The 19,219-nt window shown below is 70.1% G+C and carries 16 protein-coding genes and 2 pseudogenes; 9 read left to right on the plus strand and 9 right to left on the minus strand.

Annotation, left to right across the window (positions count from 1 at the left end; genetic code table 11):
• The first annotated feature begins 421 nt into the window (after positions 1-421).
• Genes ABZ297_RS14340 through ABZ297_RS14350 form a run of 3 tightly spaced genes read left to right on the plus strand, consistent with a single transcriptional unit; the run spans position 422 to position 3,674 of the window.
• Positions 422-1,333, plus strand: a complete 912-nt coding sequence (locus ABZ297_RS14340) for an ATP-binding cassette domain-containing protein (protein ID WP_355344761.1) — start codon at positions 422-424, stop codon at positions 1,331-1,333.
• A complete protein-coding gene (locus ABZ297_RS14345) occupies positions 1,330-2,091 on the plus strand; it encodes an ABC transporter permease (RefSeq protein WP_355344764.1) in 762 nt (253 codons plus the stop codon). The genes ABZ297_RS14340 and ABZ297_RS14345 overlap by 4 nt, the downstream gene beginning before the upstream one ends.
• Positions 2,088-3,674 carry a CocE/NonD family hydrolase gene (locus tag ABZ297_RS14350; protein WP_355344767.1) on the plus strand — a complete coding sequence of 529 codons (1,587 nt, stop codon included), beginning with the start codon at positions 2,088-2,090 and terminating at the stop codon, positions 3,672-3,674. Before ABZ297_RS14345 ends, ABZ297_RS14350 begins: the two co-directional genes overlap by 4 nt.
• Here the strand turns inward: ABZ297_RS14350 and ABZ297_RS14355 are convergent.
• The 4 genes and pseudogenes from ABZ297_RS14355 to ABZ297_RS14370 form a co-directional block, all read right to left on the minus strand.
• Complete coding sequence (locus tag ABZ297_RS14355) at positions 3,647-6,778, minus strand: BTAD domain-containing putative transcriptional regulator (protein ID WP_355344770.1); 3,132 nt, start codon at positions 6,776-6,778, stop codon at positions 3,647-3,649. The two genes, ABZ297_RS14350 and ABZ297_RS14355, sit on opposite strands and share 28 nt — an antisense overlap.
• A 101-nt stretch (positions 6,779-6,879) precedes the next feature.
• Positions 6,880-7,806 (minus strand): annotated as a pseudogene (locus ABZ297_RS14360) (glycoside hydrolase family 5 protein); the annotation flags it as partial.
• Positions 7,807-7,884: 78 nt separating this feature from the next.
• A pseudogene (locus tag ABZ297_RS14365) lies at positions 7,885-8,937 on the minus strand (CBM35 domain-containing protein); the annotation flags it as partial.
• 141 nt (positions 8,938-9,078) lie between these two features.
• The gene (locus tag ABZ297_RS14370) at positions 9,079-9,363 is read right to left on the minus strand and encodes a putative sulfate exporter family transporter (RefSeq protein ID WP_355344930.1); all 285 of its coding nucleotides are present in this window, start codon (positions 9,361-9,363) and stop codon (positions 9,079-9,081) included.
• 336 nt (positions 9,364-9,699) lie between these two features.
• On the opposite strand from ABZ297_RS14370, the gene ABZ297_RS14375 reads away from it, so the two are divergent.
• From ABZ297_RS14375 to ABZ297_RS14385, 3 genes are all read left to right on the plus strand, one after another.
• Positions 9,700-10,551: a hypothetical protein gene (locus ABZ297_RS14375; RefSeq protein ID WP_355344773.1), complete on the plus strand. Its 852-nt coding sequence runs from the start codon at positions 9,700-9,702 to the stop codon at positions 10,549-10,551.
• A 118-nt stretch (positions 10,552-10,669) separates the two neighbouring features.
• Positions 10,670-10,897, plus strand: coding sequence for a hypothetical protein (locus tag ABZ297_RS14380; RefSeq protein WP_355344776.1), 228 nt, complete (start codon positions 10,670-10,672; stop codon positions 10,895-10,897).
• A 118-nt stretch (positions 10,898-11,015) separates the two neighbouring features.
• Entirely contained in the window at positions 11,016-11,243 is a 228-nt protein-coding gene (locus tag ABZ297_RS14385; RefSeq protein WP_355344779.1) for a hypothetical protein, read from the plus strand.
• A gap of 3 nt (positions 11,244-11,246) precedes the next feature.
• On the opposite strand, the gene ABZ297_RS14390 is transcribed toward ABZ297_RS14385, so the two are convergent.
• Both ABZ297_RS14390 and ABZ297_RS14395 read right to left on the minus strand, forming a co-directional pair.
• Positions 11,247-11,846 (minus strand): hypothetical protein, encoded by a 600-nt coding sequence (locus tag ABZ297_RS14390; protein WP_355344782.1) that lies wholly within the window; start codon positions 11,844-11,846, stop codon positions 11,247-11,249.
• Entirely contained in the window at positions 11,843-13,234 is a 1,392-nt protein-coding gene (locus ABZ297_RS14395; RefSeq protein ID WP_355344785.1) for a selenium-binding protein SBP56-related protein, read from the minus strand. Before ABZ297_RS14395 ends, ABZ297_RS14390 begins: the two co-directional genes overlap by 4 nt.
• Before the next feature lie 281 nt (positions 13,235-13,515).
• On the opposite strand from ABZ297_RS14395, the gene leuE reads away from it, so the two are divergent.
• Positions 13,516-14,259, plus strand: coding sequence for a leucine efflux protein LeuE (gene leuE / locus ABZ297_RS14400; RefSeq protein WP_355344788.1), 744 nt, complete (start codon positions 13,516-13,518; stop codon positions 14,257-14,259).
• 112 nt (positions 14,260-14,371) lie between these two features.
• Here the strand turns inward: leuE and ABZ297_RS14405 are convergent, their stop codons facing one another.
• Both ABZ297_RS14405 and ABZ297_RS14410 read right to left on the minus strand, forming a co-directional pair.
• Positions 14,372-15,586: a cytochrome P450 gene (locus ABZ297_RS14405; protein WP_355344791.1), complete on the minus strand. Its 1,215-nt coding sequence runs from the start codon at positions 15,584-15,586 to the stop codon at positions 14,372-14,374.
• A gap of 22 nt (positions 15,587-15,608) precedes the next feature.
• Positions 15,609-16,298 (minus strand): helix-turn-helix domain-containing protein, encoded by a 690-nt coding sequence (locus ABZ297_RS14410; RefSeq protein ID WP_355344794.1) that lies wholly within the window; start codon positions 16,296-16,298, stop codon positions 15,609-15,611.
• A 352-nt stretch (positions 16,299-16,650) separates the two neighbouring features.
• Between ABZ297_RS14410 and ABZ297_RS14415 the strand changes: the two genes are divergently transcribed.
• Positions 16,651-17,280, plus strand: coding sequence for a VC0807 family protein (locus ABZ297_RS14415; protein ID WP_355344797.1), 630 nt, complete (start codon positions 16,651-16,653; stop codon positions 17,278-17,280).
• On the opposite strand, the gene ABZ297_RS14420 is transcribed toward ABZ297_RS14415, so the two are convergent.
• Positions 17,188-18,195, minus strand: coding sequence for a hypothetical protein (locus ABZ297_RS14420; RefSeq protein WP_355344800.1), 1,008 nt, complete (start codon positions 18,193-18,195; stop codon positions 17,188-17,190). The two genes, ABZ297_RS14415 and ABZ297_RS14420, sit on opposite strands and share 93 nt — an antisense overlap.
• 399 nt (positions 18,196-18,594) lie before the next feature.
• Between ABZ297_RS14420 and ABZ297_RS14425 the strand changes: the two genes are divergently transcribed.
• On the plus strand, positions 18,595-19,212 hold the full coding sequence (locus ABZ297_RS14425) for a DedA family protein (RefSeq protein WP_355344803.1): 618 nt from the start codon (positions 18,595-18,597) through the stop codon (positions 19,210-19,212).
• Positions 19,213-19,219 lie beyond the last annotated feature (7 nt).

Below are 19,219 nucleotides of genomic sequence, written 5' to 3' on the forward strand. Positions count from 1 at the left end.
GAGGTGCGGCGGGCCGTCGGGAGGCATCGGGAAGGCACCTCGGAGGCACCTCGGAGGCACCGAGGGCGTCAGCGGCGCTGGTTGCGGGGCCTGGTCAGGGGAGTGTGGTGGGCGCGCCGCATTTCTTTTAGGAAAGTTTCCTAAGAGTTGCCGCGATCGTAGCCTTGACAACAGCTCCTTACAAGGCCCAATCAGCGCGACACACAGGAACCAGTCCGGAACAGCAGGTAGCCACCCCAAAGACGCGCGAAAGGCCCCGCCATAACCCGGGCAGCGCCTGACGTCACTGCTGTGTGATCTTGACGCCGTCCACGTCGAAGTCGCCCGCGGGCCGGCCCGTCACCAGGTCGGTGCGCCGGCTGACAGCGGCTGCCAGGTGACTGCCAGGCCGCTGCCAGCGTCCCCGGGCACCTTGGGCGTCATGACATACGCGATCGAAGCCGAAGGCCTCGTCAAGAGGTACGGCGACAAGGCCGCGCTGGCCGGGATCGACCTGCGGGCCAGGGCCGGGACCGTGCTGGGTGTCCTCGGCCCCAACGGGGCGGGCAAGACCACCGCCGTCCGCATCCTGGCCACCCTGGCGGCCCCCGATGAAGGCCGGGCCGTCGTCGGCGGGTTCGACGTGACCCGCCAGGCCGGCAAGGTCCGCGAGCTGATCGGGCTGACCGGCCAGTACGCCTCGGTGGACGAGAAGCTGACCGGCACCCAGAACCTGGTGATGATGGGCCGCCTGCTCGGCCTGAGCAGGGCCGAGGCCAGGACCAGGGCGGCCGAGCTGCTCGACAGGTTCGGCCTCGCCGAGGCCGCCGGGCGCACGTCCGGCGGCTACTCGGGAGGCATGCGCCGCCGGCTCGACCTGGCGGTCAGCCTGGTGAGCAGGCCCCGGATCCTCTTCCTCGACGAGCCCACCACCGGCCTGGACCCGCACGCGCGCGGCGAGCTGTGGCAGACGGTCAGGGAGCTGGTCGCCGACGGCGTGACCGTGCTGCTCACCACCCAGTACCTGGAGGAGGCCGACCAGCTCGCCGACGACCTGCTGGTGATCGACCAGGGCAGGGTGGCGGCCGCCGGCACCCCGGAGGAGCTGAAGGCGCTGGCCGGAGGCCACCGGCTGGACGTGCGGCCGCTGCGCCCGGCGGACGTCGAGAAGGCCGAGGCGATCCTGCGCACCCGGGCCGTCGGCGGCCTGCTCAGCGTCCCGGTGCACGACCTCGCCGTGCCGCCCGCCGTCCTGCGGGAGCTGGACGACGCGGGCATCGTCCTCGCCGAGCACGCCCTGCGGCTGCCCTCCCTCGACGACGTCTTCCTCACCCTGACAGGAGCCTCCACGTGACCACCGCGCTCTCCCAAGGGCTGACCCTGGCCTGGCGCAGCCTCGTCCCGTTGAAGAACAGCCCGGGCCAGCTGGCCGGGATGCTGTTCCAGCCCGTCTTCATGATCGTCATCTTCGTCTACCTGTTCGGCGGCGCGGCGGGCGGCCACCGGGACCAGGCCGTGCTGTACATGCTTCCTGGCGTGCTCACCCAGGTGGCGTTGATGGCGACGATCGGCACCGGGATGAACCTGGCGACCGACATCGGCAACGGCGTGTTCGACCGGTTCAGGACGATGCCGATCGCCAGGTCGGCGCCGCTGGCCGGGCGGGTCCTGGCCGACATGCTGACGCTGCTGATCACGATGGCGATGTCCATGCTGGTCGGTTACGCCGTCGGGTTCCGCGTGCGGACCGATCCGCTGAGCGCGCTGGCCGGGATCGGCCTGGTGCTGCTGCTCGCGATGGCGCTGAGCTGGGGGTCGGCCTGGATCGGGCTGGTCGCCAAGTCGGTGACCAGCATGCAGGGCATCTCGACGGCCGTGCTGCTGCCGCTCACGTTCGGCAGCAGCGCGTTCATCCCCGCCACCGACCTGCCGGGCTGGCTGACCTGGTGGATGGGCGTCAACCCGGTCTCCCATCTGGCGGGCGCGCTGCGCGGCCTCATGGTGGGCGGTCTGTACGCCTCCGACGTGTGGATCACGCTCGGCTGGACCGCCGCACTGTTCGTCCTCTTCGTCCCGCTCGCGCTGCGCGCCTACACCAGGAGGGTCCGATGATCGAGACCACCGAGACCATGACCACCCGCGACGGCGTCGAGCTGGTCGCCACGCTCTGGCGCCCGGACGGGCCGGGCCGCTTCCCCGTGCTGCTGTCGCGCACCCCGTACGGCAGGGCGATAGCCGGACCCGGCTTCCACCTGGACGTGCCGCGCCTGGTCGAGGCCGGGTACGCGGTCGTCGCCCAGGACGTGCGCGGCACCGGCGACTCCGACGGCGTGTTCCGCTTCCTGACGGGCGAGGCCGCCGACGGCCGCGACACGGTCGAGTGGGCCGCCCGCGCGCCCTGGTCCGACGGGGACGTGGGCATGTTCGGCGACTCCTACCTGGGCATCACCCAGCTTCTCGCCGCGCAGGAACGTCCCGAGGGGCTGAAGGCGATCGCGCCGCACGTCGCACCCGCCGGGCTCTACGAGTGCGTCTACCAGCCGGGAGGCGTCCCGAACCTGGACGTGATCCTGACCGTCAGCCTGCTCGTGCTCGCCACCGGCGAGCTGAAGCGCCGCATCAGGCGCGGCGCCGCCGAGCAGGCGGACCTCGACCGGTTCAGCGCTGCCATCGGCCTCCCCGACCGCCTCCCCGAGACCATGCGACGGCTGGCCGAGCGGCTACCGCTCAGCGACCAGCCGCTGCTGGCCGACCTCGTCCCGTTCTACGCCGCCTGGATGGACACCCCCGACCCGCAGGCCGGGCTGTGGCAGGACGGCGTCATCCACTACGACAGGATCGACGTGCCCGCGCTGGTGAGCACCGGCTGGTACGACTACTTCCGCGACGCCTCGATCGGGTACTTCCAGCACCTGCGCGGCGACTCGCGGCTGATCGTCGGCCCGTGGACGCACTTCACCCACGACCGGGCCATCGGCGGGCGCGACTACGGCGAGCTGGCCGGGCAGGACGCCATCGACTGGACCGGCATCCACCTCGACTGGTTCGGCCACTGGCTGCGCGGCGAACCAGCGGCGGGTCGCGCCCCGGTGGAGTACTTCGTGATGGGCGCCGACGAGTGGCGCACCGCCTCCGACTGGCCGCTGCCCGGCGCCCGGAGCGTCACCTACCACCTGGGCGTGGACGGGACGCTCGGCACCGCCGCCGGCGAGCCCGGCACGCTGGACTTCGCCGCCGACCCCGACCGTCCGGTGCCGACGGTCGGCGGGGCGGTCATGTCGTTCGACGCGTTCGGGCCGCTCGACCAGCGCCCGCTCGACGGGCGCGACGACGTGCTGCGCTTCCAGAGCGAGCCGCTGGAGGACGGGGTCGAGGTCAGCGGGCCGGTCGAGCTGGTCGTGCTGATCTCCTCGACCGCCGGCGGCGCGGACGTCACGGGCAAGCTGGTCGACGTCCACCCCGATGGGCGGGCCGAGCTGCTGACCGACGGCGTCACCCGGGTCGCCGGCCTGTCGCCGGGCGAGGTGCGCGAGGTCCGGGTGGAGCTGGGGGCGATCGCGAACCTGTTCCGTCCCGGGCACCGGATCAGGATCGACGTGGCCGGGTCCAACTTCCCCCGGTTCGCCAGGAACCTCCACAAGGGAGTCACCACCCTGCATCAGCCGTCCTACGCGACCATCCCGACCAGTTCGTAGAGCTCCTGGAGGGACGCCGCCGCGCCCTTCGCGTGGCAGGCGTCGAAGCGTTCGGCGCCGAGCGCCTCCCTGGCCGACGCCGCCCCCGCCACCGTGTCGGGGGCGGTGTCGGGTGCGGCGTCGGCCAGGGAGGCGCCGGGTAGAGCGTCGTGCGGCTGCGCCGCGGCGGACGCGCCGAACAGCACGGCCGCCCGCTCCAGGTCGCCGTCCGCCAGCGCCGCGAGCGCGAACCCGGCCAGCACGGACGACAGCACCGGCTGGTCGGGAGAGGTGCCGAGCGTGCCGAGCGCCAGCCGGTGCTGCTCGATCGCGGCCTCCGGCTGCCCGGCGAGCGACAGCGCCCTGCCGTACCCGGTTCGGACCGAGGCGACGAGCTGCGCGATCCGCGGCACCTCACCCAGCGGGACGAGCGTGTCCTGGTAGGCCGCAAGGCAGCGCTCCGCGTCGCCGCGCTGGTAGGCGAGCGCGGCCTCCCCCATCCCCAGCACGACCAGCGTGTAGGCGGACGTCTCTTCGTCCGCGATCGCCCTGGCCCTGGCCAGGTCGGCGGCGGCGCCGTCGAGATCGCCGCCCTGGGCGCGGAGCTGCGCCGTCCGCGTCAGCGTCGAGATCGCCTCCTCGGCGCTGATCCACTCGCTCGTGAGCGACTCGGTCTCGGCTATCAGGTCGTCGGCCGGCTCGCCGTTGGCGGCCCGCAGCGTGGCCAGGCCGAGCAGCGCCTCGCTCAGCCCCCACCGGTCTCCCAGCTTCCTGAACCCGGCCACCGCCTGCTCCAGCGCCTCCATCGACCGGTTCTGGCCGATCATGCGGGCCGCGCTGGCCAGCCAGAGGTCGTCGCTGTCGCTGTAGCGCTCAAGCAGTTCGGCGGCGTGCTCATCACGCCCCGAAGCGGCCGCCATGACCGCCAGGCTGATCCGCAGCAGCGGATGGACCGGGCCCTCCCGCTCCCCTGCCTTGATCAGGCCGTCCATCTGCTCCAACAATGCGCGCATCGCCGGACGGTCGCCGACGATCGTCGCGAACAGGCTCACCCCATGCGCGAACAGGCACGCCGTGTACGCCCGCACCAGGCCCTCCGGCGGGGTGTCGCCCACGACCTCGAGCACCTGCCTGGCCCACGTCGCGCTCTCCTCCCGGTACCCGCACATCCACCAGTACCAGTTCAGCGCCGCGCACAGCCGGAGCGCGAGCTCGACGTCCCGCTCGTCCAACGCCCAGCGCAGCGCCGCGGCGCAGTCGTCCCGCTCGGCCGACAGCCGCTCGATCCACTCGAGCTGCGCCCCGGTCCTCAGCTCAGGCACCGCCCGCTCGGCGAAGTCCAGCAGGCGGACGGCGTGACGGCGCCGGTACTCGCCGACCTCCCCCGCCTCCCCCAGCCGGTCGGACGCGTAGGCGCGGATCGTCTCCAGCATCACGTAGCGGCCCTCGGGCGAGACCTGGACCAGCGACTTGTCGACCAGCGCACCCAGCACGTCGGCGGTGCTCCCGCACACCGCCTCGACGGCCTCCAGCGTCGCGCCGCCCGCGAACACGGCCAGTCTGCGGGCCAGCTCCCGTTCCTGCTCGTCGAGCAGGTCCCAGCTCCACTCGACGACCGCCCTCAGCGTCTGCTGCCGGGGCAACGCCGTCCGGCTGCCTCCGGTCAGCAGCCGGAACCGGTCGCCCAGCCGGTCGGCCAGCTGCTGCGGCGTCATCGTCCGCAGCCGGGCGGCGGCCAGTTCGATGGCCAGCGGCATCCCGTCGAGCCTCCGGCACAGCGCCACCACGGCGGCCACGTTCCCGTCGTCCAGCGCGAACGCGGGCCTGGCGGCGACCGCCCGGTCGAGCAGCAGCCGCACCGACGGATACCCGGCGGCGCGCTCCACCCCCACACCTGTCGGAGGCTGTTCCAGCGGCGGGATGGGCGCCAGCCGCTCCCCGGGGACGTTCAGCGGCTCCCGGCTGGTCGCCAGCACGCGCACCCCCGGACACTCCCCCGCCAGCCGCCCGGCCAGCGTCGCGGCGGCCTCGACCAGGTGCTCGCAGTTGTCCAGCACGATCAACGCCGGCCGCGCGCCGAGCGCCTCGACGACCTGCCCGACGGTGTCACGCTCCTCGATCGCGGCGGCCGACGGGCGCGGGTAGCCGGGGTGGTCGTCGCGCAGGCCCAGAGCGTCCAGGACGGCCCCCGGGACGTCCGCCGGGTCGGTGATGGGGGCCAGTTCGACCATCCAGGCGCCGTCGAGCTCGCCGGCCAGGCGCAGGGCCGCCTCGGTGGCCAGCCGGGTCTTACCCGCACCGCCCGGCCCGACGATCGTCACGATCCTGGCGTGGCCGAGCAGGGACGTGAGCTGCCGCAGCTCGTCCTCCCTGCCGATGAAGCTGGTGAGTGCGGCCCGCACGTTGCCGCGCCGCACCACGGGCTCTCCCGACATGGCCGGGGGGATGTCGCCCGTGAGAACGGCCAGGTGGGCGGCGCGCAGGTCGGGGCCGGGGTCCACGCCGAGCTCGTCGGCGAGCGTGCTGCGGGTCCGCTCGTACAGGGCCAGCGCGTCGGCCTGCCGTCCGGTGGCGGCGAGGCCGCGCACGGCGAGCGCGCACAGCCGTTCCCGCAGCGGGTTCGCGGCCACGTCCGCGGCCAGGTCCACCGGCAGCCCGGCCGCCAGCCGGGTCTCGGCCCGTGCCTCGACGGCGGCCAGCCGGTCCTCCTCCAGCGTGGCCGCCACGTTCGCCAGGTGCGGCACCCCGGTCAGATCGGTGAGCGCGGGCCCGCGCCACAACGCCAGCGCCCGATCGAGCCCGTCTGTCGCGGCGATGAGGCGCCGGAAGCGCAGGGCGTCCACCTGGTCGGGCTCGACCGCCAGCGCGTAGCCGCCCTGCCGGCTCTCCACCACCTCGTACGGCCTGAGCGCCACCCGCAGCCGCCTGACCAGGGTCTGGAGGGCGTTGGGGGCGTTGCCCGGCGGCGCCTCCGGCCAGAGGGAGTCGATGAGCCGCTCGGCCGTCACGGTGCGCGCCGCTTCGAGGGCGAGCAGGGCCAGCAGGGCCCGGACCCGGAAACCACCGATCGCGATCGGGCCCTGGTCGCCGGTCACCTCCAGGGTGCCGAGGATCGATATCCGCACATGTCACATCCTGCCCCAGCGGTTCGGATCGGCGCGCAGCCCACCGTCCGGGTGAGGCTCGCGGGTCCGGCGCGGCAGGCCCGCACCGGACCCGCGAGGGGTCAGAAGTCGTCCGGCGTGCGAACGCGGTCGCGGACCCAGACGCCCGCCGGCTTGAGCCGGGAGGTGCCGGTGTAGGGCCCGTTGGGGCAGGTGCCCTGGGTGAAGACGGCGCCGGAGCGCTCATCGTCGGAGTAGTTCCAGTTCACCCAGCTGATCTTCTTCTGCGCCATCAGGTCCAGGTACTGCTGCGACCTGGTGAAGTTGTTCGACCCGTCACCGGAGGCGGTCTGCGTGCCGAACTCGGTGACGAACATCGGGAGCTTGTCGGCCGCCCGCGACAGCGTGTTCAGGTACTCGGTGCCGTGGGACGCCGCGTAGAAGTGGAACGTGTACATGATGTTGGACGCGTTGACCGGGTTGTTGACGACCTCAGTCTCGTTCGCCCCGTCCGAGACTCCCAGCGACGACCAGGCGCGCGTGCCGACCAGGATGGGCGTTTTGGGGTCGTACTGCCTGATCACCGGGATGAGCTGGTTCGCGTAGTTCCTGATGGTGGACCAGGACACGCCGCTGGGCTCGTTGGCGATCTCGTAGAGCAGGTTGTTCTTGCCGTTGTGCCGCTGCGCGATCTCGGTGAAGAACGTCTTGGCCCTCGCCAGGTTGTAGGTGGGGTCGCCGGGGTCGAGCATGTGCCAGTCGACGATGGCGTACATGCCGCGCGAGGTGGCCTGTTCGATGAGGTTGTGCACCCGGTCGGTGAACTGCCGGGGGTTGGTCTCGTACCCGCCCTCCTGGACGTACATCGAGATCCGGAGCACGTCGGCCTTCCAGTCGTCGGCCAGGGCGTTCAGCGACGCGGTGTTGAGACACTGGTAGTACCACTGCAGGCCGTGCGAGCTCATCCCGCGGAGCTGGATCTCCTTGCCGTGCTCGTTGCAGAGCCGCACCCCGCACACGTGGAGCCGGCCGTTCGCGGCCACGGGAGTGCCGGTGCCGCCCGCCGCGGTGGTGGCGGTGACAGGTGCGCCGCGGTCCGACTCGTTGCCGGACGGGTCGCGCGCGGTGACGGTGTAGGTGTGCGTGGAGGACGCGGCCAGCCCGGTGACCGTGGCACTGGTGCCCGTCACGGTGGCCACCACGGTGTCACCCTCGCGGACCCGGTAGTCCTTGATCGTGCCGCTGTTGTCCGTGGCGGCGTCCCAGGCCAGGCTGATCGAGCTGGACGTGGTGCCCGTGGCGCGCGGGTTGGCGGGCACCGAGGGCTTCTCGGTGTCGGGCGGCCCGGCGACCGAGACGCTCAGCCGGTCGAGGTTCGGCCCGCCGTTGACCGTGGTGGACGTGGCCTTGACCGTGTTCGCACCAGCGTTCAGCGCGGCGGGGACGGTGACGTCCTGCCAGGTGGTCCAGGCGCCGGTGCCGGGGAAGTCACGGTTCACGGTCGTGCCGTTGACCGTGATCTCCATCGGACGGTTCGTGGTGGTGCCGTTGGCGAAGCGGAAGGCGAGCGTCGCGTTGCCCGCCGTGGCCGCGTTGACGGTGAACTCCACGGACGAGCCGGTCACGTTGTCGTAGTTGACGAAGCCGGTGCCGGTGAAGCCCGCGTGGTTGGACTCGACCACGCCCTGCGTGATCACGGCGTCCTCGGCCTGGTAGTCGTTCAACGGCTGCGCCACGTCGACGTAGTCGAGGTTGGGGCCGCCGTTCACGGTGGTGGACGTGGTCTTGATCGTGTTGGCGCCCGCGTTCACGGGGGCGGTGAGGGTGGCGGACGCCCAGGTGGTCCAGGCGCCGGTGCCGGGGAAGTCACGGGTGACGGTGGTGCCGTTGACGGCGATGGACATCGGCCGGTTGGTCGTGGTGCCGTTGGCGTACCGGAGCGTGATGGTGGCGGTGCCTGCCGTGGCCGCGTTGACGGTGAACTCCACGGACGAGCCGGTCACGTTGTCGTAGTTGACGAAGCCGGTGCCGCTGTATCCGGCGTGGTTGGACTCGACGACGCCCTGGGAGATCGTGGCGTTCTCCGCCTCGTACCTCGTGGCGGCGGCCTGAGCTGGGGTGACGTGCATGAAGGGGACGACGATCGCGGCCAGGGCTGCCAGCCGCACGGATCGGTGCATGGGGGGTGCTCCAAACTCGTTTATTAAGAAAGTTAACTAACGAGCAAATCGGAGCATAGATCGGACCTCTGCGCCCGGCAAGGGCCCAGACATGCGGTACGGCTCGCGCGACCACCCCTAGCCGCGCGAGCCGTACTCATCTCAAACGGCGAACCCGCCGAACAACAGCGCCGCCAGCCCCAGCGCGAGCAGCAGGTTCACCGCCGTCGCGGCGGCGAAGACGCCGACCGGACGCCAGCCCGCCTCCCTCAACGAGGAGACGCGGAACTCCAGCCCGATACTGACGAAAGCCAGAATCAGGAACCACACCCGAAGGTCGTTCGTCACCCCGACGGCCGCCTTGTCGCCCCCTGCGGCCAGATACCAGGTGGCGATCACGGACGCGGCGACGAAGCCGAGCACGAACTTCGGGAACCGGTGCCACAGATCGGCGGCGCGCCTCCCGCCACCCGGTGGCGGTCAGAACGGCGTTGCCGAGCAGCCTCGGTGCTCATCACGGCACCAGCCCCACCGGGATCACGCCTGCGATGACCAGCACGAGCAACGCCAGTCCGACGATCGTCGCCGCCCAGTCCTCGTTGATCGACCAGCGGCTTCGGGGGGTGTCAGGCATAAATCCATACTAAACCCCTAGGGAATTTAGGTAAAGCTTTTTCTGTGGGCGTGTTCGTCGCGAACGCGCCGGGCGGCTCACAATGCAGGCGATAACAAGAAGTTATGGATGACCTAAACTCGGTGTCATCGTTCAGTAACGTTCCGCTCATGGTCACGTCGCAGCACGAGGCGCTCCATCGGATCTTCCAGGAGGACACCTCCCTCCTCGCCCGCACCCTCGAGCGGCTGGAGCTCCCCTTCCCCGAACCCCTCCAGGTCTCAGTGCTCAACCCCGAACTCACCGAAATCGCCCCGATCGAGCGGCGCGTCGACACGCTGCTGAAGCTCGAGACGAAGCTGGGCGACCACCTTCTGGTCATCGAGTCGCAGTCCCGGCGCGACGACAGAAAGACCGGGAGCTGGGCCTACTACCTCAGCTATTTGCACGAGAAGTACAAATGTCCGGTAACCCTGCTGGTGATCTGCCAGGACGCCGTCACGGCCAGATGGGCGCGGCTTCCCAAGAAGATCGGCCTCGCCGAGTGGCCGTCGCTCGTGCTGTACACGATCGCGCTGGGCCCCGACAACGTCCCGGCGATCATCGAGAAGGCCGAGGCGTCGTCGGATGTGGTACTCACCGTCTTCTCCGCACTCATCCACGGGCGCTCGCCAAAGGCCGGTGACATACTAGAAGTCCTGGCCACCGCCCTGGACACCATCGACACCGATACCGCCGGTTTCTTCGCCGAATTCACCGAAGTGGGCCTCGGCAACACCGCCGCCCGAAAGCTGTGGAGGGGATTGATGTCCACCAAGACCTACCGCTACCAGTCGGAGTACGCACAGCAGCTCCGCGCGGAGGAGGCAGCACGTAACGTGCTGGTGGTTCTGAAAGCGAGAGACATCCCTGTCGACGACTCCGCACGCGAGCGCATCATGACGTGCAACGACACCGACCTCCTCAGGGAGTGGATCCGCCGAGCGATCACCGCTCAGTCGGCTGACGAGCTGTTCGACTGAGACTCACGCACGCGCCACAGTGACGGCGCCCACGCCCACGAGGACCACCCCTCACACCCGGTCCACGTAACCACGGCACGCCCAAACGCGGCCGTGCGAAAGGGTGCGGAGAATCCCGATGACCACCAAGACGTACCGCTACCAATCGGAGTACGCAGAGCAGCTCCGCGCGGAAGGACGCGCGGAGGAGGCAGCACGTAACGTGCTGGTGGTTCTGAAAGCGAGAGACATCCCCGTCGACGACTCCGCACGCGAGCGCATCATGACGTGCAACGACACCGACCTCCTCAGGGAGTGGATCCGCCGAGCGATCACCGCTCAGTCGGCTGACGAGCTGTTCGACTGAGACTCACGCACGCGCCACAGTGACGGCGCCCACGCCCACGAGGACCACCCCTCACACCCGGTCCACGTAACCACGGCACGCCCAAACGCGGCCGTGCGAAAGGGTGCGGAGAATCCCGATGACCACCAAGACGTACCGCTACCAATCGGAGTACGCAGAGCAGCTCCGCGCGGAAGGACGCGCGGAGGAGGCAGCACGTAACGTGCTGGTGGTTCTGAAAGCGAGAGACATCCCCGTCGACGACTCCGCACGCGAGCGCATCATGACGTGCAACGACACCGACCTCCTCACGAAGTGGATCCGCCGAGCGATCACCGCTCAGTCGGCTGACGAGCTGTTCGACTGAGACTCACGCCTGCACCAGGGTGATGACGCCCGCGCCCATGAGGGCCACCGCCCACATCCGGTCCACGTTGAACCAGGCGCGTCTGAGTACCGCGAGCCCCAACACCTCGTAGACGAGCATCGCCACCAGCCCCGCCACGACGAACATCGACAGCGTGTGCAGGGCCGCCACCGCCAGGCCGCCGCTCAGCGCGTGGCCCGGATGGCCCTCCACCCGCAGGCCCGTGAAGACCGGCAGGAGCATGAGACCGGCGCCGTGGGCCGAGGACATCAGGAACGACCAGCCCGCCAGCTGCCAGAGCGACAGCCGCATGCCCACCCAGCGGAAGTGGCGCTTCGACAGCAGCCGCCACAGGCCGAAGGCCACCAGGACGACGCCGCCGCCGATCGACAGCACCGTGCCCGTGACGAGCGACCCGGTGGCCCCCACGACGACCGCCACCAGCGCCACCGAGGCCAGATGCCCCAGAGCGATCGCCGGGATCGACTGCAGCAGCAGGTCCCTGCTGCGCTCCTGCAGGCCGCGGGCCACCGCGAAGAGCCAGCCCATGGCGGGGTTGAGCCCGTGGAAGGCACCGAGCAGGAGCACGGTCGCGACGGTCATGGGTAGCAGTAGGAGTCGGAGGACGCGTCACCGCCCTGGAGCCGTACCTGGTGCGGACGCAGGCCGCGGAAGTCGTCGCCGTGCGGGAAGAAGCGGCCGTCGAAGGTGAACGCGTCCGCGTCGATCTTGGCCAGCCAGGCGCCGACGCCCTCGGGGTAGAACTGGTCGTCCCAGGCCCCGTAGAGGGAGTTGGTGACGTACACGCGGCGTCCGTCGCGGCTGACCTCGACCATCTGCGGGCCGCCGCGGAGCGGGAGGCCGGGCTGGGCGGGGTGGGGTTCCTGCCGGACGATGCCGCCGATCCGCAGCGAGCCGAGTTCGACGGGTTTGAACGGGTCCGACACGTCGTACTGCTTGATCTCGCCGGTGCCCCAGCAGGAGACGTACAGGCGCTGGTCGTCCACGGACAGGTCGATGTCAGTGACCAGCGGCGGGACGGCGCCGAACGGCTGCAGGACCGGCGGCAGCAGGTCGGCGGCGGCGGGCTCGGCCGGGATGGAGATCACCTTGCGGGCCTGCCACCGCCCGTCCTCGTGGAACCAGACCCAGACGGACGCCGACAGGTCCTCCACGCTCGTCACCACGCCGGCGAACCCGTAGGTGCGGGTGGGGTCGTGGGCGGGGCGGAGCTCCAGCGCCATCTGATGCTGGTCGCCGAGGTCCACCTCCTGGACGTGCCGGCGCTTGCGCAGGTCCCAGAAGTGCAGTTTGTGGCCGTACTTCCGGCCGAGCAGCAGCTCCCCGACGACACCGTCCTCGATCATGGACGGCGTGCCCCACTCGGAGGACACGAGCACGTCGTGGTTGATGTGCCACCAGAAGTCGTAGGCGAGGTACTGAGGGCCCCGGTCGATCTCCCACCGGCCGAGCACCTCGAACGAGGTGTGGTCGAGGAGCGCGATGCCGCCGGGACCCTCGTCGCCGTTGGCGCCGCCGAGGGCGGAGACGTACAGGCCCTCGGGCCCGCAGTGGACGGTGTGCGGACGCGAGTAGCCGGCCCGCTTGGCCAGCTCCTCCGCCTCGATGACCTTCACCAGTTCCGGGCTGACCCGGCCTTTGGTGTCGTAGATGTGGATCCGCGAGGACCGCAGGCCCGGCACGACCAGGTAACGACGCTCGACGTGCGGGTGCGGCGCGTACGGGCACAGCGCGCTGCTGCACGCGTTCCACCCGAAGTGGTGCAGCTCGTCGCCGGTGTTGGGCAGGTCGGTCCAGCCGACGACGGTGCCGTAACCGGGCGAGGCGGGGTCGGTGTCGAGGACGGCCAGCGCGTCGGGCCGTTGCGCGGCGCGGTCGAAGGCGGCGACGTAGGCGAGCTTCTCGGCCGGAGCCGCGGCGGCGTCGCGGGGCGAGGGGTAGAACGTGGGGTCGGGTGTCCAGAGCGTCATCTTCTCAGCTATTCACTATTTTCCCTACACGGTCAATAGGTTTCCTTCATCGGGTCCTTTCGTCGACTGTCCGGTACTGATGTCCGGTCGCCGGGAAAGGGATCGGAGTACCCGGCACATCTTTTCGTGATGAATTCGGAAAATCCCCCGAGGGCAGGCGCTGGCGGACGCGGCGTACCGCTCGCTCGGCTACCGGCAGCTCCGTGGGGGGATATGGTTCGCGGCGAGCGATTAATCACGCGCTACCGTGGTGTGTCACCACTTCCCCTGGAGAGCGCGGCATGTTCTTCGGCATCATCGACCTCTGGACGTACGTCCTCGGTGCCTTCTTCATCATCCTGCTGCCCGGGCCGAACTCGCTGTACGTCCTGACGTTCGCCGCCCAGCACGGCGTGCGCCAGGGATACCGGGCGGCCGCGGGCGTGTTCGTCGGCGACACCGTCCTCATGGCGCTCGCGGCGGCGGGCGCGGCGGCGCTGCTGCGTTCGAACCCGCTGCTCTTCACGATCGTCAAGTACGCGGGCGCGGGATACCTGACGTGGATGGCCATCCAGATGTTCCGCGGCGCCTGGCGATCCTGGCGCCGCCCGCCATCCGCTTCCCCGGCTTCCCCGGCTTCCCCGCCTTCTCCGCCTTCTCCGCCTTCCCCGTCGGCATCCGTGGCCGCCCCCGCATCCTCTTCTCCGACCGCGCCGTCTCCCGGCGCTGCCGGCGGTCCGGTGCCGCACCCCTTCCGCAAGGCGTTGACGATCAGTTTGTTGAACCCGAAGGCGATCCTGTTCTTCGTCTCGTTCTTCATCCCGTTCGTGGACCCCGGCTACGGCGCCCCGGCGCTGTCGTTCATCATCCTCGGCGCGATCATCCAGCTGTTCAGCGTGCTCTACCTGACCGTGCTGATCTTCGGCGGCACGTTCCTCGCCTCGCAGTTCCGGGCGCGCCGCCGCCTGAGTGCGGGCCTGACGTCCGGCGTGGCCGCGCTGTTCCTGGGCTTCGGCGCGAAGCTCGCCACCACGTCGCTGGGATGAACCCGTTCTTTACGGCAAGGCCGACCTGACCCACCCGCCGACGTGGGTGGCCGCCCGTCACGGCCGGTCGTGAAGGCTCACGTGGTGCTCGCCGTGACGAACGCGTCCTGGATCAGGACAGCCGGACGGGGAGCCTGGCGAGACGCCAGGACATCGGCATGTACTGCCGCTCCGGCTCACCGGCCAGGGCGAGGTCGGGGAAGCGGCGGAACAGCGCGTCGAACGCTATCTCCGCCTCGCTGCGCGCCAGCGCCGCACCCAGGCAGTAGTGCATCCCGTGGCCGAAGCCCACGTGCACCTCGCGCCGGGAGTCCTGCTCACGGGTCACGTCGAGCCGTTCGGGGTCGTCGAAGCGGCGCGGATCGTAGTTGGCGCTCACCAGGATGGGGATGACGCCCTCGCCCTTCTTGATCGTCTGCCCGCCGATCTCGACGTCCTCGGCCGCGTACCGCATCTGGGTGCCGTGTACCGGCCCGCACCAGCGCATCAGCTCGTGTACGGCCCGCGGCCACAGCCCCGGGTCCTTCTTCACCAGGTCGAGCTGGTCGGGGTGGGTGAGCAGGGCCAGGGTGCCGTTGCCGATCAGGTGCGTGGTCGTCTCGTGCCCGGCCAGGATGAGCGTGACGAGCATTTGGATCAGTTCGCGGTCGCTCAGCCGGTCGCCGTCCTCGTCGTGGGTGCGGATCAACGCCGACAGCAGGTCGTTCCCCGATTCCGCGCGCCGTCGTTCGATCAGGTCCTGGGACAGCTCGACCATCGCCCGCAGCGGTGCGTTGACCGCGCCGGGGGTGAAGGTCATCATGGCCTGCCCCTGCTCGCGCCAGGCGGAACGGTCCGCCTCGGGCACGCCGACCAGCTCGCAGATGACCGTGATCGGCAGCGGGTAGGCGAAGTCCTCGATCAGGTCGGTCTCGTTGTCCAGCCGGTCGAGCAGCGACTCGGTGATCTCGGTCATGCGGGGGCGCAGGTCGATGACCCGGCGGGCGGTGAACTCGCGGGAGACCAGGCGGCGCAGCCGGAGGTGGTCGGCGCCGTCCACGTCGAGGATGCTGTCGAGGAGGTACGGGGCCAGGTCCGGGTCGATGGCCCTGGCCGCGATCATCTGCTCGCGGATGTTGCCCACCTCCGCCCCGGGCACGCTCGCCGGACTGTTGACGAACCGGGCGTCGCCGAGCACGTTCTTCACGTCCTCATAGCGGGTGATCAGCCACATCGGGGGAGCTCCCGGGAAGGAGCCCCTGACCATCGGCCCCTCCTCCCGGATGCGAGTGAAGCCGCCGAAGGGGTCCTGCATGAGTGCCGGGTCTATCAGGTTGACGACGTCCACGATTCCTCCACTCAGGAGAGGTTCAGGTGAGTTTCTGTCGGCTGATCTCCTCGACCAGCAGTTCGCGCATGTTCCGGTAGAGCTCGAGCACCTGCGGCAGGGCGCGGCCCACCCGCCCGGCCGCGTCCGGGGTTTCGAAGGACGACCTGACGGTGCGCGCGAGCAAGTCGCCCCTCGCCTCGCGGGAGATCTCGTCGTCCGTCCGGTACGGATCGACGGTCAGGAATCCGGTGAGGATCGCGGTGAACGCGTGCAGGCGCTCCTCGGGCGCCAGGTCGTCGCGGACGACACCGTGCTCGCGCATGACCTCGAAGTAGTCGGCGATCGTCCGCCGGCGCGCCTTCATGAGCGGGCCGACGTGGTCGGCGCCGCTGCGGGCGAGCACACCGAGCGTCTCGGTGTCGCCGGTGACGATCACCTGGACGATCGGGTCCTCGTGCACCAGCAGGTAGGTCAGCCTGGCCAGCTCGCTCGGGAGCGCGTGGGACGGATCGGCCTCGAACGCGCCCAGAAACCGGTCGAGCAGCCGTGCCTGCTCACGCATCAGCACGGTGAGAAACAGCACTTCCTTGGTGTTGAAGTGCAGGTAGACCGTGCCCTTGCCGATCCCGGCGCGGCGCGCGACGTCCTCGATCGTCACCCGCCGGTACCCCCACGCGACCAGCAGCTCCCCGGCGGCGTCCAGGATCCGGTCGGCCCGCTCGTCGCTCATCACATCTCCCTATGACCCGTTGACCGGATTCTCAAATCGGGTCACAGAGTCAAAGTACACCTTCGGCTGCTTTGCCGCGAGGCCGTGCGCCGCTGTCCGGTGTCGATGCGGCGGTGAGGTGGGGGCCTCTCCTGTCACACACGTCACTCTGGGTGATCGATTACCGGTGGATGTAGGCGGAACGTGGCAAAAGAGGCCGTGGCACCGGCAGACCTCGGGTACGGTAAGCCACCGGTGCGCTCGCTCGGCGTACCGAGGTAACCCAGAAGTCACCTCGCACGATCCACCCCGGCAAACCCGGTCTCGCGAAGCCCGGGTAGTCGCTGATCGTCGGCCTATCTGCGGAGCAACCTTGAGTCATCCTCCGGTAACCCTGCCACGCCTCACCGCCCTCGTCCGGCAAGCCATCCCCCGGCTGCTCGAAGGGGTGGTGGCACCGCTGGCCGTCTTCTACGGCGCGATGACCTTGCTGGACTTCAAGCTCGCGCTGGCGGCGGTCGTGGTGTGGGTGTATGCGGGGATCGGGTGGCGGCTGGTCCGCGGGGTCCGGGTGCCCGCGACGATGTTCCTGGCCGCGATCGCGATCACCGCGCGGGCCGCCGTGGCGTTCTGGACGGGCAGCTGGGTGTGGTTCTTCATCCAGCCCGAGCTGGGAACCATCTGCATCAGCATGGCGTTCCTCGCATCCGTCCGGTTGAACAGGCCGCTGGTGCAGAAGCTCACGCTCGACTACATCCACCTGCCGTCCGCGGTGCTGCGGCACGAGCGGGTGCGCAGGTTCTTCGCCAGGATCACCCTGCTGTGGGCGTTCGTCCTGCTGGCCAACTCGACGGTGAGCATCTGGCTGGCCGTGCACGAGTCGCTCGGGACGTTCATGCTGCTCAGGACGTCAGCGGTGGCCGTGATAAGCGGCCTGGCGATCACCTTCTCGATCTTCGCCTTCAAGCGGCTCCTGCACCGCCTGCACGTCGCCCACGCGTGACCGCTCCGTCAGCAGGAACGCCCCGCTCATGCCCATGACCAGCCCGGTCAGCAGGGTGAACAGCTCCACCAGCGTCACCGTGCCCCGCACGGGGCCGAGCGGGCCGCCGACCGCGACGAGGATCATCGCGTAGAGCCCCCATCCGAACATGCTCCCGGACGCGAACCAGGCCACGATCAGCGGCTGCCAGAACGGGCGTCGCCCTCGGGCCCTGACCAGGACGATCAGCGCGATCGCGCCGACGATCACCGCCAGCCCCTTGAACCCGTCCTGGAAGGCGCCGATGAACGACGCCTTGCCCACCGCCTCCGTGGGAAGGCCCGCGGTGCCGCCGAACGCCCAGTACAGACGCGTCGCGCCGATCACGGCGCCGACCAGCAGCGCTCCGCGGGCGACGACGGTCTGGAACGCCCTGGTACGGCTGACGAACGGGTGGCCGAGCGCGGTGGTGAAGGCCACGGGCCAGCGGTCGCGGGCGTAGAGGACGAAGGCCGCCATCAGTCCGACGCCCTGACCGATGAAGCCGCCGTAGACCATCATGTAGACCCACGGCTCGATCGGGCCTCCGGTGGCGAACATCGAGATCCCCTCGACGAGCAGGGCGATCGGCATCGTGGCGACCACCACCCCGAGCAGCCCGGTGCCCACCCACAGGGGCAGGAGCACCAGCCACGAGGGCAGCCGCATCCCCCACTGCGAGGTGAACGCCACCGCCAGGACGAACCCGACGACGTCCATGCCGAACGTCATCGCGTTCATCCCGACCATGGTCGGGTCGTTCATGACATTCGGGTCGGTGACGCCGATGGGATGCCCTGTCAGCCAGAGCACCTTCAGCGTGAGGTAGGGAAGCATGGAGGCGACCGCGACCAGCGCGGCGGTGATGCGGCCGATTCCGGCCCTCTGAGTGCCCATGCTCCGAGCGTCCTCCGCGAAGAGCCCGCCCTCCTCACGCGAGCAGGGGAACCTCCTCCCCCGCACGGGGGACCCAGCGGCGCAGGTGGGGCGAGATGCCCGGTGGGAGTGGGGTTAGCACCACCTGAAAGGCGGATAGTCGCACTCCTGTGCCCCGCCTCGGCAGCCGGTTTGATCGTAGATGTCACCGGAGGTCGCACCCCGACCCCCGACGAAAGTAGGGGATGCCATGTGCCGATCGTCCGATGTGCCGTGACCTGCGGAGATTCTAGCGTCCTGGGGTATGCGCCCTGACCCCTATCGGGGACAGGTCCGCGTTCCACCGGGGATTTCCCGGATGTCCCGCGGCACCTCGCACCCCCAGGCTGTGAGTGCGCCCCAACGATCGGAGTACACACAATGTCGCACGCCATTCTCGACCTGGTCCAACAGGTGATGTCGTCGCCGTGGTTGTACCTGGCGCTGTTCGCGCTGGCGCTGCTCGACGGCTTCTTCCCGGTGGTCCCCGCCGAGACGTCGGTGATCACCGCGGCGGTGTTCGCGGCCTCCGGCCAGACGAACCTGGCGCTGGTGGTGGTGGTGGCCGCGCTCGGCGCGTTCGCCGGTGACCACGTCTCCTACCTGATCGGCTACAAGTCCGCGAGCAGGCTGCGCGAGCGCAAGGCGTTCGTGTGGGCGAGGAAGGCGCTGGCCGAGCGTGGCGGGCTGGTGCTGGTGGTGGCCCGCTACATCCCGGGCGGGCGCACGGCGACCACGCTGACGATGGGCGCCGTCCGCTTCCCGCTGCGCTCGTTCAGCTTCTTCGACGCGATCGCCGCCTCGTCGTGGGCCCTGTACTCCGGGCTGATCGGCTTCTTCGGCGGCATGGCGTTCGAGAACGACCCGATCAAGGGCCTGCTCCTCGGCCTGGGCATCGCGCTGTCCATCACCGGGATCGTCGAGGCGGTCCGGTGGGTCAGGAAGCGACGCGCCATCCAGGCTTCCCCGGAGCGCCTTCCCGTGGACACGTCCGTTTGACCCTGCC

This window comes from Nonomuraea sp. NPDC005983 (genome assembly GCF_040614375.1).
Taxonomy (GTDB): domain Bacteria; phylum Actinomycetota; class Actinomycetes; order Streptosporangiales; family Streptosporangiaceae; genus Nonomuraea.